The organism is Streptomyces sp. NPDC006265 (assembly GCF_040613555.1).
Classification (GTDB): Bacteria; Actinomycetota; Actinomycetes; order Streptomycetales; family Streptomycetaceae; genus Streptomyces.
In genome coordinates this window covers 1-14,450 of the sequence record NZ_JBEXSH010000128.1, presented here as the reverse complement: position 1 = coordinate 14,450, position 14,450 = coordinate 1, and the positions used below count along the sequence as shown (strand labels likewise).

Genomic DNA, 14,450 nt, shown 5'->3' with positions numbered 1-14,450 from the left:
GAGGGCCTCGCGGACGATCGAGTGCGGCGGATTGAGGGCCAGCCCTAGGCCGAGCAGCATGAGAGAGGCAAGACCGGCGGCCAGGACGGGGGCCACCTGGCCGGTGTATCGGAAGAGATGGGCGCGCATCAGCATGGCCAGGCCGGTGGCCAGGGCCAGGAGCTGGGCCCAGACGTTCTCGGAGAACCCGAGGACCGCCGAGGAACCGACGGCGAGCAGCGCGCAGCCGCCCACCAGACCGACCAGGAGTTCGTGTCCACGCCGCGCCTGGGCGGCGACCCGCTCGGCGTCGACCGGCTCCTGGGGGGCGGGCTCTGTGTCGTACGCGCTGCGCGGGGCCGTGTTCGGGGTGTCGAAGCCGATCGGGAGCCGGGCGAAGCGCATCGACAGGCCCGGCAGGAAGGCCAGGCCTCCGACGGCGATCGGGGCGCACAGGGCGGCGATCTCGGACGGCGTCCAGTCGGCCAGGATCGCCGCGAACACGGCGATCAGGCTGATGGCGGAGGCGACGACGAAGCCGACGAACGGGCCGTCCCCGCTCGGCGAGCACAGGGTGAGCAGGACCGAGGCCAGCAGCACCGCCGCGCAGGCGAGGAGGAACTGGAGCCGGCCGATGCCCTGTCCGTCGGCGAGCGGCAGGAGACCCGAGCCGGCCACGCCGACGTTGGGGAGCGCGCCGAGCCCCAGGGCGATGGCCGAGGCCCGGTCGTCATAGACCCGGGCGCGCACGCAGGCCAGGACGACCAGGAGGACACCCGCGACGCCGGCGAGGATGCCGGGCAGGCTGTTCATGTCGTGCAGCGGGTCGCCCATCCAGGCCACGAAGGCCAGCAGGACCGGCAGTACGCCTCCCCCGACGAGACCCGCCGCGCGCGTCAGGTCGCCGCTCCACAGGGCGCGCTCGCTGGTCACGGCGGAGGCGACCGCCTCGGAGACATCGTCGAAGACAGCGGGCGGCAGCGACTCGGAGAACGGGCGCAGCGCGAGGAGTTCGCCGTCGAGGATGCGCTGGGCGGCGAACGAACGGGCACTGTCGAGGACCGTGCCGTCCCGGCGGACCAGGTGGTAGCCGACGGGCGCGCCCTCGGCGGAACTTTGCCGGGTGAGGGTGAGGATCTCCGGGTAAAGGTCGGCGACCGGGATGTCGTCGGGCAGCGCCACGTCGATCCGGCTGTCGGGCGCGACGATGGTGACGCGGCAGAAACCGAGACCCGTGCCCGCCCCGGCGGGAGTTCCCGTACCGGGTCCCCTTCCGGTGGCTGCCACGGAGGCCGTCATGCTCACCTGCTGCTCCCCCTCAGTGATGATTCTTTACCTACGGTACGGAAGTCCTGCGCGGCTTTCCCGTCCCCCGTGACCGATCGTGCGGCGAGGTCGCAGGAACAGCCCTTCGTGCAGCCCTTCGTGCCGTCGCCGGGCTTCCGCCGCCGGCGGGATCTGCCGCAATGCCCCGTTTACTCCGGCTCAACTCGCATGTGCCGACGCGAACTTCCGGCACCCTATCGTCCATTGCGCCCATGGGAATCAGTAGGATCGCGCGGCGGCCTGCGTCCGCCTGACACGGGGCGGCGGACGGACTCTCGGGCTGGTCAAGGGAATGGATGCCAGTGAGCCACATCGTCGTGAAGCGCCCGCCTCGGGTGCTGCCGTCCGAAGTGTCCACCCAGGACATCATCCTGCAGCCTCCGCCGGAACTTCCGCGGGGCCACCGGGAGAGCGTGCTGATGCAACTCCTGCCGACGTTGGGCATGGGCGGCTCGGTGGTCTTCTTCTTCACGAGCGGGCAGCCCTTCATGAGGATCATGGGCATGGTCATGATCGCCTCGACCATCGCCATGTCCGTCGCGATGGTGATCCGCTTCCGACGCGGCTCACAGGGGGAGTTGGCGGACATGCGCCGCGACTACCTGAGCTACCTGGCACAGACCCGGCGCGCGGCCGTCGACACGGCGAAGGCACAGCGTGACGCGCAGTACTTCCTCCACCCCTCCCCCGAACAGCTGTGGGCCCTGGTCGCCGAGGGCAGCCGGGTGTGGGAACGACGCTCGGGCGACGAGGACTTCGCCCAGGTCCGCATCGGCCTCGGCGCGCAGGCGCTCGCCAGGGCGCTCGTCGCCCCCGAAACCGCCCCCGTCGAGCAGTTGGAGCCTCTGACCGCGGGTGCGATGCAGCGCTTCCTCGCCGTCCACAGCACCCTGGACGACCTGCCGATGGCGGTTTCGTTGCGTGCCTTCTACCACGTCACGGTCAGCGGCGATCCGCAGTCCGTACGGTCCTCCGCCCGGGCCATCACCGGCTCGCTGGCCGCACTGCACTCCCCGGAAGACCTGCTCATCGTGGTGGCGGCGGGACGCGAGGCCCTGCCCCACTGGGAGTGGGCCAAGTGGCTGCCGCACGTCCAAGCGCCCGGCGCCGTGGACGGAGCGGGCAGCCGCAGGCTGATCGACAGCGACAGCCGCGAACTGGAGAACCTCCTCGCCACCCGGCTGACCGGCCGCCCGCGCTTCCACCCGAACGCGGCACCCCTGCCGGAGGAGCCCCACATCGTCGTCGTACTCGACGGCCTGACCCTGCCGCCGGACTCGGTCCTGGCCAATCCCGAAGGACTCCAGGGCGTCACCGTCCTCGAGGTGGTGCCCGGCGAGCTCATCACGGGCGGCAGCGAGCTCTCCATCGTCGTACAGCCCGAAGCGCTGCACCTGGAGTCGGGACACGGTGTCGTCTACGAAGGAACCCCCGACGTCCTCTCCTACGAGTCCGCCGAAGCCCTCGCCCGGCAGCTGGCCCCCCTGCGGATGGCCTCGGGCGGTGACGACGACGAACCACTGCTCGCCAACCTGGAGTTCACCGACCTGCTGAACCTCGGTGACGCGGCGTCCGTCGACACCCAGCGCACCTGGCGGCCGCGGTCGCTGGCGGAGCGGCTGCGGGTGCCGATCGGTGTCGGCGAGGACGGACGCCCCGTGATGCTGGACCTCAAGGAGGCCGCGCAGGAGGGCATGGGCCCGCACGGCCTGTGCGTCGGTGCCACCGGCTCCGGCAAGTCGGAGCTGCTGCGCACGCTGGTACTGGGCCTCGCGGTCACCCATTCCTCGGAGACGCTGAACTTCGTCCTCGCGGACTTCAAGGGCGGCGCGACCTTCGCCGGAATGGCGCAGATGCCCCACGTGGCGGCCGTCATCACCAATCTCGCCGACGACCTCACCCTGGTCGACCGCATGGGCGACTCCATCCGCGGCGAACTCAACCGCCGCCAGGAGATGCTGCGCGATGCGGGCAACTACGCCAACATCCACGACTACGAGAAGGCCCGCGCGGCCGGTGCCGCCCTGCAGCCCATTCCGTCGCTGGTGCTGGTCATCGACGAGTTCAGTGAGCTGCTGACTGCGAAGCCCGACTTCATCGAGATGTTCGTGCAGATCGGCCGCATCGGCCGGTCGCTCGGTGTACACCTGCTGCTGGCGTCGCAGCGACTGGAGGAAGGCCGCCTGCGCGGTCTGGAGACCTACTTGTCGTACCGCGTCGGTCTGCGCACCTTCTCCGCCGCGGAGTCCCGCGCGGCGATCGGCGTACCGGACGCCTACGAGCTGCCCAACGTCCCGGGCTCCGGCCTTCTGAAGTTCGGCACGGACGAGATGGTGCGCTTCAAGGCTGCCTACGTCTCCGGCGTGTACCGCTCGGGCACACAGCGAGCTGCGCTGGGCGGCGGCCCGCTGCCGATGAACCGGCGGCCGGTGCTGTTCACGGCGGCCGAGGTGCCGGTGCAGTACGTGGCGGTGCCGCAGCAGCGCCCTTCGGCATCGGACAGCCCTGAGGTCGACGACGCGCTCGCCGACACCGTGCTCGACGTGATCGTGCGCCGGCTGGAGGCCCAGGGCCCGGCGGCCCACCAGGTGTGGCTGCCGCCGCTGGACAGTCCGCCGCCGCTCGACGGGCTCCTGCCCGGCCTCACAGCGGTGCAGGACCGCGGCCTCACCCAGCCGGGCTACGAGGGCGCCGGCCGCCTGGTCGTACCGGCGGGCCTGGTGGACAAGCCCTACGAGCAGCGCCGCGACCCGCTCTGGGTCGACTTCTCCGGCGCGGCCGGCCACATGCAGATCATCGGCGGCCCGCAGTCCGGCAAGTCGACACTGCTGCGCACCCTGATCTCCGCGTTCGCGCTCACGCACACACCGTACGAAGTGCAGTTCTATGGCCTCGACTTCGGCGGTGGCGGCATGGCGGCGGTGGCCGGACTGCCGCACGTGGGCGGGGTCGCATCGCGCCTGGATCCTGAGCGGGTGCGGCGCACGGTGGCCGAGGTGTACGGCGTACTGAACCGCCGTGAGGAGTACTTCCGCTCCGCGGGCATCGCCTCGATCGCGGATTTCCGGGCCAGGCGGGCCCGGGGCGATATCTCGGTCACGGATCAGCCCTGGGGTGACGTGTTCCTGGTCATCGACGGCTGGGGCAACTTCCGAGCGGACTACGAGGCGATGGACCAGGTGATCCACGACATCGCGGCGCGCGGTCTCGGTTACGGCGTCCACCTGATCCTGACGGCCTCGCGTTCGATGGAGGTCAGGGCCAACCTCAAGGACCACCTGATGAACCGCCTGGAGCTGCGGCTCGGCGACACGATGGACTCCGAGCTGGACCGCAAGGTGGCCGCGAACGTCCCTGCCGGAGTGCCCGGCCGCGGACAGGCGCCGCAGAAGCTGCATTTCATGGCTGCGGTGCCGCGCATAGACGGTCTCACCTCCGACACGGACCTGGCGGACGCCACGGCCGCCCTCGCCACCGAGGTCTCCCGGCACTGGCAGGCCCCCGGCGCCCCCGAAGTGCGTCTGTTGCCACGCGAGTTCCCGGCCGATCAGCTGCCTCCGGGCGATCGCTTCCCACGCCGCGGCGTCGCCTTCGCCCTCGACGAGGACAACCTCGAACCGGTCTTCGTGGACTTCGAGCAGGACCCGTTCTTCCTCGTCTTCGGCGAGAGCGAGTCGGGCAAGTCGAACCTGCTGCGGCTGCTGATCCAGCAGCTGACGCAGCGGTACTCCGGCGACGAGGCCAAGCTGTTCGTCATCGACAACCGGCGCTCACTGCTGGACGTGACGCCGTCGTCGCACCTCGCCGAATACATCCCCATGTCCAACTCCATGGACCACCATATGGCCGCCTTGGCCGACCTGATGAAGCGCCGCACACCGACAGCCGACGTCACCGCCCAGCAGCTGCGGGACCGCAGCTGGTGGCGCGGACCCACGGTGTACGTCGTCATCGACGACTACGACCTCGTGGCCACATCAAGCGGGAATCCGCTGGCTGGGTTGACGGAGCTGTTGCCGTTCGCCCGGGATGTGGGGGTGCGGTTCATCATCGCGCGGTCGACGGCGGGTGCGGGGCGGGCGTCTTACGAGGCGTTCATGCAGCGCGTGAAGGAACTGGGCGCGCAGGGGATCGTGCTGGCCGGCGACTCGGGCGAGGGGGACCTGCTCGGCGGGGTCCGGCCACGGCCCATGCCCGCGGGGCGGGGGGTCTTTGTGTCTCGGCGGAGGGGGAGGCCGTTGGTGCAGGTGGGGTTGAGTCCGGAGGGGTTGTTTTGATGGTTGGGGCGGGGTCTTCGCTTTCGTGGGCTCCGGTGCCCGTGGGGCCCGGTGCGGCCGGCCAGCGGGCGCTGTGATGGTGGATTTCCAGAGCGTCGGTTCTGGGGTGCTGAGACGAACGACCCGTCGGGCTCGCGGTGTCGGTTGGACCGGGCTCAGATGTGACTTGAGGGGAAAGCGCGTGGCGTCCGAGACTCGCTTGAACGGGGCTCACGGGCGTGATCTGTGACGCGTTCGACAAAATGACCGTCCGCGGGACGGTTTTACGGAGACACGGGGAAGGAGTCCGACGCGATGGCGTGGGATGAGTGGGAGCAGCTTAAGTCGCAGGCAGCTCAGGACGGCTCAACCCGGATGCAGCTGAACCAACTGGATCCCGGCGATGGCGGTCGGCCTGCGCCGGATCCCAGCCAGTACGGCGATCTGAAGATCAGCCAGAAGGATCTGGCGAAGATCGGCCAGAACGCCTTCGACCTGTACGACGACCTGTGGAAAAGGGGGCGCAGAGCGGTCCCCACCAGCGAAAGCGCCGCCGGAACCCTGACCAAGGGCGGATTCGCCCTCGGCGGCGCACTCCAACACGTAGCGCTCCGCTGGGACCGGCAGTTGTCCTCCCTCCGTGATGCGTGCGCACACATCTCGAACCACATGAGAGTCACCAAGAAGCTGCACGCCGACGATGACGGCTACATCCGCCGACAGATGAGCAGCATCGACCTGCTGGACGCCGGCTTCGACGAGCGCGTCGGCCCTCCTGGCAAGCAGAACTCGGTCTACGGCGAACCCGATGAAAAGAAGGGCAAGAAGTAATGGATCTCGACGCCCTTCGCAAAGCCGACTTCAGCTTGCTCGACGATGCCGTCGACGATTGGTCGACGATGGTCAAGGACCTGGAGACACTGAAGGAAGAAGCCGAGAAGGGCCTTCGAGGCACTGCCAACAAGGCGGAGTGGGCGGGTTACAACGCTGACGTCTCCAAAGAATTCATCGGCAAGACGACCGAGGAGTTCAAGGACGCCCATGGCCAGGCGGACTCCATCTACAAGATCCTCAGGGACACCCGGAACGAGCTGAAGGACTACAGGGGGCAGCTCCTCGACGCCATAGAACGCGGCCGTCTGAAGAAGCTGACGGTGATCGGCTACGAAGGCGGCTTCACCGTCACCACGGATGTCCCACCGGAAGGCCTTCCCCAGGGGAACAAGGACAACAAGGGCGAGATCACCGCACTTCGAGACGAACTCCAGAAGATCCTCGACAAGGCCACCGAGAGCGACAAGTCAGCCAGCACGGTCCTCATGGCCATTGCCGACCAGAGCAGGCTGGGCTTCTCGGATGCCAACTACAACAGCCGGGACGAGGCGGCCGACGCCATCAAGAAGGCCGACGATCTGGCCAGGCTGGCGAAGAAGAAGCCAGAGGACCTCACCCCTGCGGAGTTTGACCGACTCAACAAGGGGCTGAAGGACTACGCGGACGACGAACTGTTCGCCGAGCGCTTCGCCACGACCCTCGGGCCGAACGGGACTCTCAACTTCTGGACCGGTGTCAACGATCCGAACAGTGCCTGGGAACTGGGCCATAAGCGGTCCGACAAGTTCGACGACCTGCAGAAGCACCTCAGCCTCACCCTTGCTACGGCATCACAGAGCGACAGCGCCGACATGTCGGACTGGAAGTACAGAATGACCGACCTGGCCGACAAGCCCGTGGGCCGCAACGGAGGATTCCCCCTCGGGGCGCAGGTCATGACCAATCTGATGCGGTTCGGCGACTACGACGACCGATTCCTCGCCGACTACGGCGACAAGCTGATCGAGACGGAGAAGAAGTTCACGGGCAACGGGCGCCACGGAGCCTGGACCCGCACGGGCGGCGACCAACTCCTCAACCGCACCGGTACCGACTCGGGCTGGGACCCGATGACCGGATACCTCAAGGGGCTGTCCAATAGCCCGGATGCGGCTACGGAGTTCTTCAACGGCACCTTCGTCACGAAGGACGAGGACCATGACTTCACGCACGACACTGATGGTGATGGGAAGGAGGGAAAGAGGACTCTCAGCAACTTCGATTACCTGTTCGAGGAGCGTGACTGGCCACAGGACACGGATTACAAGGGCGAGGACAGCATCGCCGGGCGTAACTATCTTGCAGCAGCTTTGGAGGCAGCTACTACGGGGCATCCGGCGGGAGAGATTCCTACGGTGGATACGCCACCGCACAATGCCGAACAGGCCAGGCTTACAGAGAACCTGGTGGCGTCCATCTCGGAGGATCCCGCGCGGCTAACTGATAAGGGGTACATGTCAGACAGCGTCGGCCAGATCGCTTCTGAGTACCTGGCTGACATCAACCGTGCTACGGCCGACGCTCCCGAAGGCAATGACAGCGTGGCCCGTCTCTTCCCGATCTCCGGGACGCCCGCTGAAATGAAGCACGTTGACGTCACTCGCTTCCTTGTCGCCGTCGGACAGGACCCGGAAGGCTACGCCGCTATAGAAGTCAGTCAGAAGACATACATGGCCAGGCTCATGGAGTACCACCTCAACCCGGACCTCCCAGCGGACCAACGCTACAACCAGAGCGCCGAAGCCACGGTGAAGGAGATCGCGCGCAGGTCGGGCGAGATCGGTGGCACACTAGCGATCGGACGGACTGAAGCCGTTCTGGGCCCGGCCAACGAAGCCGATGGCGATTTCGATAACGCCGTGAATCAGAAGAAGAATCTAGCCTCGGGAACCATCGGGACGCTCGTCGGCGTCGGCACCTCCTTCATCGCTTCCCCTGCAGTCGGCGCTGGTGTCGGCGGGGCCGCAGGTACCGCCACCAGCATGGCGCTGGAACAGTTCTATAAGGATTCTGACCCCGAGTTCACCAAACAACTGGGTAGGGACATCGGTGAGCGCTGGGAGAACTCCAAGGATGCGAACACGGCGATGGCTCACAATGCAGCTGTCGCGGGGGCCAAGGCTCACAACTCACCGTACGCCGACAACGTGGAAGAGTGGACACGCACTGGCACCTCAGACGGATTTAACGACGCATCGACTGCGGGTCACCAGATGGCCCGAGACCTTGAGACAGAGATTCCCGACTGATCAAGGCCCTGGCACCCGCACGCCGGTTGGCCTCCAGGGTTGCTTCCTGCGTCGCATTTGGTAAGCGGCCCCAAACGTCACTGTAGAGGTACTCTGTGAAGAAGATCCATAACGTCGCGCAGTCGAGAGGCCGCGGCATTCTCCCCCTTGCCGCCGCAATTACCGCACTGTTGTCCATCGCAGCGTGCTCGTCTTCGGACAAGCAGTACACGGTTCCTGACTCGCTATGCGGGATCAAAGTCCCTCAGAAGGTGCTGGAGGAAGTTCTCCCGAACGGCGAAGAACTCACGGAACGTCGGGAATCGTCAGGAAGCACCAAGCGCTGTCGCATTCACGTCGACGGTGAATCAGTCCTTTCTGCCAGTACAGAGCATTGGGAAGGCGAGACAACAGCAAGCGATGTCGCCCAGGCCGCACTCGGAGTTGACCCGCAGGACCAGCGAAGCGACGAGGGCCGATACATCTACTCTTCAACTGGAGCCGTGGGCAAGGTCGACTGCGCCCAGGCAGAAGAGGCCCACGAGCCACTGTGGGCTTCTGTCAGAGTCACCCACGATGGCGCGAAGAATGCGGACATGCTAAAGCTCGTCAAGGCTTACACCGAGGCTGTCGGCTCATCACCGGCATGTACTGAATTTCATTGAGCGATGTAGGGATCAGCTGCCCAAACATGAGCCGTCCATTTCGCGGGCCTATAGGGACAGCACAGGGTGGGCACCTCCCGTGCGTGCCCACCCTGGTTTCTTGCCGACTGTGCGCTCCTACTGGAAGTAGCTGGCGCCCTTCAGGTCGCCGCCTCGGTAGTCACCGCCGGCGGTGTGGACTCGCTGTGAGATGTTGACCAGGGCCTGGTGGATGCCCCGTGCGTGTGAGTCCCACTGCTTGGTCTTCTTCTGGAACTCCTCGTACGCTTCGCCGCCCCAGCCCGAGGACACGTTGAGCACGGCCTGCTTCAGGGCCTCGAGGTCCTCCTCGAGCTTCTTTGCCTGATTGCCGAGCTCGGTGGCGAGCGCATCCATGGTGCCGTACGTGACGGCGAGTTCGTCGTAGTGTGCTCCGGACATGTTTCCCTCGTTTCTGTGCAGATTTCAGCCGGGCTCCGCGGCCCGGAAGACGGTGCGGCTCGCTGCCGCCCGGTGACTCGTCCGCGTGCCTCAGTAGCTGTTGAGCGCCGAAGTCTTTCCACCGAGGTCGTCTACGGAGATCTGCTTGAGGTCGGCCTCGATCTGGTCTTCGAGGTTGCGCTTGTCGGTCTTGTTGAGGTTGATGCCCTCGAGGAAGTCGTCGAGCATCTTGCCGATCGCGACCATGTGCTGGTTGATTTCCGTCTGCTTCGTGTTGAACGCCTGGGCACCCTGTCCCCTCCAGGCCTTCTCGATCATGTCGATCGTGCCCTGCAGCTTTGCGAGCGAGCCCCTGATGTTGTCGTAACGATCGACGACCTCGGTCTGAAGCCTCTGTACGTCGCCTTCATTAAGCTTGCGGTCGACCATTTCGGCACTCCCCTTCGTAAGAGCTGTGGTTCGTTTCCGAGCGCGCCATCGCGCCGGAAAGGTCGTGTGCGACCGGTTGACCTGCGTGAGCCGTCATGCTTTTCGCCGCGAGCGGATCACCGCGAAGGCACCGCCCCCGATCGCCAAGGCCGCCCCTGCGGCGCCGAGAGCGACCCACATCGTGGTGTTGTCGGACGACTCCGAGGTCGATCCTGCCGCCGAAGTCTGGCCGCCAGAAGTGTTCTTGGGGGCCTGTGACGAGGTTGGTGCGGAAGCGGAGGGTGAGGCGGTGACGCCCGTGACGCCGGTTCCGTTCTCGAAGCTGAGGGGGTCCGTGGCGGCCGGCCCCGGATTGATGTCGCTGTTCTCCAGCACCTTGCGAGGGCGGACGGCACCGTAGCCGAGGTAGTTGCTCCGCTCGCCCTTGGCCCAAGTGCGGCCAGCTGTATCGATCATGGTGCGCAGGACCTGGTTGGCCGTCCAGTCGGGGTGGGCGGACCAGATGAGGGCGGCTGAGGCGGAGGCGATGGCAGTGGCCATACTCGTTCCTCGTCCGTCGCAATAAGAGCGAAATGTGGCGTCGCACCACGCGGGCACGTCGAGACCAGGAGCTGACAGATCGACATAGTTGCCGTACTCCGAGAATTCGCCCACTTTCCCTTTGTCGTCTGCGGCAGCCACCCCGACCACGTAGGGATAGGCCGCAGGGTAGTCAATGACGTTCTTGGATTCAGCATCGTTGCCGGTGCCGGCAAACATCAACTTGCCCTTGGAGTAGGCGTACTTGATGGCCTTCTCCTCGTCCGGGTCAATGAAACGACCGCCGTAGGACATGTTAATGATCTGAGCTTCGCTGTCCGCAGCCGCCTTGATCGCATCCGCCGCGGAGGGCGTCTTCTTCTTGTCGGTCTCGTTCTTCAGACCGTTGACGAGCATCCGAATGGGGATGATCTTCGTCCCGGGGGCCAAACCCTGCAAACCCCCTCCGGCACCAGTCCCGGCAATCAATTCCGCCATGCTGGTGCCGTGGCCGTCGTAGTCCTCGGTAGCGTTGTACGAGACTGCGTCCGGTACCTCGTCTCCGAGCACTTGGCCCTTCAGTGAAGGTGTATCGGGATTCACGCCGGTGTCCAGCACGGCAACTTTGACTCCTTTGCCGGTGCTGATCTTCCACATGCTTTCGGCGTGCATCGCATTCAAGTACCACTGCTTCGGCTGAACGTCTGCGGCGGCCGCACTCGGAGCCAGCCCCGAAGACATGATTGCGAAAGCACCGAGTGCCGCGCACGCGGTGGACACCCGCCTTCCGGCACGTCCTACGAGGAACGCCGTCAATCCGCCACGCGGGCTGGTCCCTGTCATGCCTCTGTAGTTCCTCGCTCTGATCAGTCAGTCACTGGTGGCGTGTCGCGTCGCGGGGTCTCCGGCTGAGACTCACCGTCACGATCCTTGCGATTCGTGCTTCGTCGGTTTCCCATACGGCCGCGCGGCGCGCCTGCGCCCCCTCCGGCCGGTCCACCGCTTGTCCCAGCCGAGGCTCGTCTCTTGGGTGTTCCGACGACGCCGTCGGCATTGCCCGCGGCTGGGCGCCCTGTCTGGCCCGGACGAGCGCCAGGGGTGGAGTTCGGCGCACCGATCACTCCACGCCGCCCGATTTGGCCGACGGGCGCACGGGAGCCGGTGTTGTCGCCGGCGCCGACGACCGTGCCGCGCGGGACCTTGGAACCGGTCACCCCTTGAGGACCTCCGGCGGGTCTTCCTCCGACAATTCCATTACCGCGCGCCGCGCCCGTGGCGTTCGCACCGCCCGCGCGGTCGCTCATCGGTCCTCCAACGGGGCGTGGCATTCCGCCCGAGACGCCTCGGCCCGTGGGGGAAGCGCTGCCACCTCGAGCACCTGACTGCCCCGTGGTAGTTGCGTGACCCATCGGGCCAGTGGCTCCGCGGCCGCCGACCGTGCCGCCCGAAGCGCCTGTACGACCCTGAGCCGAGATCGGGGCCCTATTCCCGTTCGCTCCGCCGAAGCCCGAGGTGCGGCCGGCCGGCCCGCTCTGGGCAGGAGGAACCGTGCCGGAGGGAAAGGGAGGGGTGATCCCGCCATTGCCGCTCGGACCCGTCACCGTATGTGGCGCATTGGTAAGCGGCCTTGTGGTTTCCTGGGGCGGCAGGGTGCCTACGCTGTCGATCCTCGTGCCAACGTTCCCATCCTGCGAAATGATTGAGTCGTCCACTTTCCTTAGCGGCGGCGCGGTGTCTCCCGAACGCGAGTGTTCTGTTCCCCTGGTCGGAGTGTCGTGCCCGGCACCCCCGTACTCATGAACGGCCGCAAGTCCCCGGGAGCTTTGCACTTGCCCGTCGCCCCGCTCGATTGGCGCCCTATAGTTCGGATCCGGCTTAGGCACCCCCACATCCGGCATAGGCTCGAACGTAGGCGGCTCCTGCCCCGCCATGATCTCTTCCGACACCGCGTAGAAGGACGCCAGCCGGTTCATCTGGTTGATCGCCTCTTGGCGGTCCTTCTCGGCCTTGACCGCAGCCGCGTACTCCGCGTTGCTTTCGATCTGCTTGGGCGTCGGAATGTCCGCGACCGCCTTGGGGTCCTCTCGGGTGTCGCGGGGCGGCATGGCGCTGCGGACGGAGGCCAGGCCCGTGGCCGCTGCCGTGATCTGAGTGCCGGCGGCGTCGGCGAAGACGGCGAGTTTGCGGGCATGGGTGACGAGATTGGCGCCCCACTTGCGGAAGGCCTCGCCCGACTCGCCCTCCCAGTCGACCCGGGTGATATGGCCTTCGAGTTCTTCGGCGGCGTCTTCGATGGCGGTCTGGGCGTTCAGCAGGGCAGTGCCCGCGAGTTCCAAGTCCTCAGGTTTTGCGGACTCGACCATGTCGATCATGGCGTTCAGGGCGTGGCCCTCGAAGTTCGTCTTACCGAAGACACGGGGGACCTTCCAGCCGAAGGGGAGGAGCTGGGCTACCCCCGTCGCACCGCTCACCATGTCGATGGCGCCGACCTGCGCCGCGGCCTGCTCCTTCTCCGCCTGGTGCGATTCCTGGGGCCTCTGCTTGTCGCTCACTAGTAGGTGACCGTCCGCTCGTCGTTGCTCTTCGGCGCGGACTCGCCCCGCTTCTCCGCCTCCGCCGCTGCCCTCTCCCGCTCCGCTTCCTCGTGCTGACGGCCGATTTCCGTCCTGATCGCCCAGAACCGCCGCCGCTCCTCCTCGTCGATGTTGCTGAAGTTGCCGCCCGCGCCCATGACGGCGATCTGCATCGCCTCGATCTGAAGGCCCAGGTTCTTGGAGAGTGTGGTGAGACGTTCGTGGACGCGTTCGTACTGGCTGTGGAGGCCCTTGGCCTCGGCGAAGCCGCCCGAGCCGCTGAACGAGGCCTCGGAGAGGGCGTGCGCCGCGATCTTCTGGGGGCTGCCGGGTGAGCCCTCGAATGTGGAGAGCACGGCATCGACACGCTTCTTGAAGGTTCCCAGCGCCTCCAAGCCGACTTTGAACCCCTCCGCAGGCAGCATGCCTTCCCTCCCCGTTCCCCGTTTATAAGTCATTGAGCAGTGCACAGGTGATCACCCGATCGGCACACTCGATCACCACTGTAGTCAACGTGTGAGACGCGACCAACTGAACTTCGTGGTATGTGAGTTACCAGGGAGACCAGTCCCGGCCGAGCCACGAAGTCAGCAATCCCCCTCACGCGTCGTCACCGCGAAGTCATACGAAGGGACCGTCACCGTCCCCTGACCTCCAGCGATTCCAGGCGGCTCATAGTCCCCGTCCTTCGACCGGGTGCGTGTGACCTGCATGCAGAATGCCGAGCTTCCGGCAGTGACCGTGTAACGCGCCTCGGAGGGCGTGTTCGAGTCGGCGGGGGCCGCGTTCACGCCGTACTGCGGGGCGTCGCCGCCGCCGTGCTCGACGACCTCCTGCTCGATCTTTGTCGCGTATTCGTCGATCCAGCCGGTGTCGTCGTCCTCGGCATAGATGTCGCCGAAACCGGAACTGCCGTCCAACGCGTCCGTGGCGCCCTGCACCGCGGTCGTCAACTCGCCGTCGTCCCATGCAGTGTCATCGGAGACGTTGAAGCCCTGCACACACAGGTAGATGCCGACGCCCGCCAGTGCGACGAACGTGGCGCGAGCAGCGATGAAGGAGGCGTCGGACAGTTCCTCGGCCGCCGGGTTGATGCCGGCGCGCCAGGCCCGGACCCGGTCCGCCTTGACGCAGGCCATGGCCAGCAGCACGGCGGACAGGATGAGGCCGAGGACGTTCAGT

11 protein-coding genes are annotated in these 14,450 nt (G+C 66.4%); 4 read left to right on the top strand and 7 right to left on the bottom strand.

The genetic code is table 11. From position 1 onward, the window contains the following. Positions 1-1,284: type VII secretion integral membrane protein EccD (eccD, locus tag ABZ281_RS13525; RefSeq protein WP_356655105.1), on the bottom strand; the 1,284-nt coding region annotated here is incomplete at its 3' end. A 323-nt stretch (positions 1,285-1,607) separates the two neighbouring features. Between eccD and eccCa the strand changes: the two genes are divergently transcribed. The 4 genes from eccCa (at position 1,608) to ABZ281_RS13505 (ending at position 9,327) form a co-directional block, all read left to right on the top strand. Beyond that, positions 1,608-5,582: a type VII secretion protein EccCa gene (gene eccCa, locus ABZ281_RS13520; protein ID WP_356655103.1), complete on the top strand. Its 3,975-nt coding sequence runs from the start codon at positions 1,608-1,610 to the stop codon at positions 5,580-5,582. Between the two features lie 294 nt (positions 5,583-5,876). Continuing rightward, positions 5,877-6,392: a hypothetical protein gene (locus tag ABZ281_RS13515; protein WP_356655101.1), complete on the top strand. Its 516-nt coding sequence runs from the start codon at positions 5,877-5,879 to the stop codon at positions 6,390-6,392. Continuing rightward, positions 6,392-8,683 (top strand): hypothetical protein, encoded by a 2,292-nt coding sequence (locus ABZ281_RS13510; protein ID WP_356655099.1) that lies wholly within the window; start codon positions 6,392-6,394, stop codon positions 8,681-8,683. Before ABZ281_RS13515 ends, ABZ281_RS13510 begins: the two co-directional genes overlap by 1 nt. 95 nt (positions 8,684-8,778) lie before the next feature. Next, complete coding sequence (locus ABZ281_RS13505; protein WP_356655097.1) at positions 8,779-9,327, top strand: hypothetical protein; 549 nt, start codon at positions 8,779-8,781, stop codon at positions 9,325-9,327. Positions 9,328-9,444: 117 nt separating this feature from the next. On the opposite strand, the gene ABZ281_RS13500 is transcribed toward ABZ281_RS13505, so the two are convergent. The 6 genes from ABZ281_RS13500 to ABZ281_RS13475 all read right to left on the bottom strand — a co-directional run. Further along, positions 9,445-9,747, bottom strand: a complete 303-nt coding sequence (locus ABZ281_RS13500; protein ID WP_356655095.1) for a WXG100 family type VII secretion target — start codon at positions 9,745-9,747, stop codon at positions 9,445-9,447. 90 nt (positions 9,748-9,837) lie between these two features. Beyond that, positions 9,838-10,176 (bottom strand): WXG100 family type VII secretion target, encoded by a 339-nt coding sequence (locus ABZ281_RS13495; RefSeq protein WP_097221214.1) that lies wholly within the window; start codon positions 10,174-10,176, stop codon positions 9,838-9,840. Positions 10,177-10,269: 93 nt separating this feature from the next. Then, on the bottom strand, positions 10,270-11,352 hold the full coding sequence (locus ABZ281_RS13490; RefSeq protein ID WP_356655093.1) for a S8 family serine peptidase: 1,083 nt from the start codon (positions 11,350-11,352) through the stop codon (positions 10,270-10,272). Between the two features lie 209 nt (positions 11,353-11,561). Beyond that, positions 11,562-13,247, bottom strand: a complete 1,686-nt coding sequence (locus ABZ281_RS13485; RefSeq protein ID WP_356655091.1) for a hypothetical protein — start codon at positions 13,245-13,247, stop codon at positions 11,562-11,564. Then, positions 13,247-13,693: a hypothetical protein gene (locus ABZ281_RS13480; protein WP_356655089.1), complete on the bottom strand. Its 447-nt coding sequence runs from the start codon at positions 13,691-13,693 to the stop codon at positions 13,247-13,249. Before ABZ281_RS13480 ends, ABZ281_RS13485 begins: the two co-directional genes overlap by 1 nt. Before the next feature lie 162 nt (positions 13,694-13,855). Further along, the coding region (locus ABZ281_RS13475; RefSeq protein WP_356655087.1) for a hypothetical protein at positions 13,856-14,450 on the bottom strand (595 nt) is incomplete at its 5' end.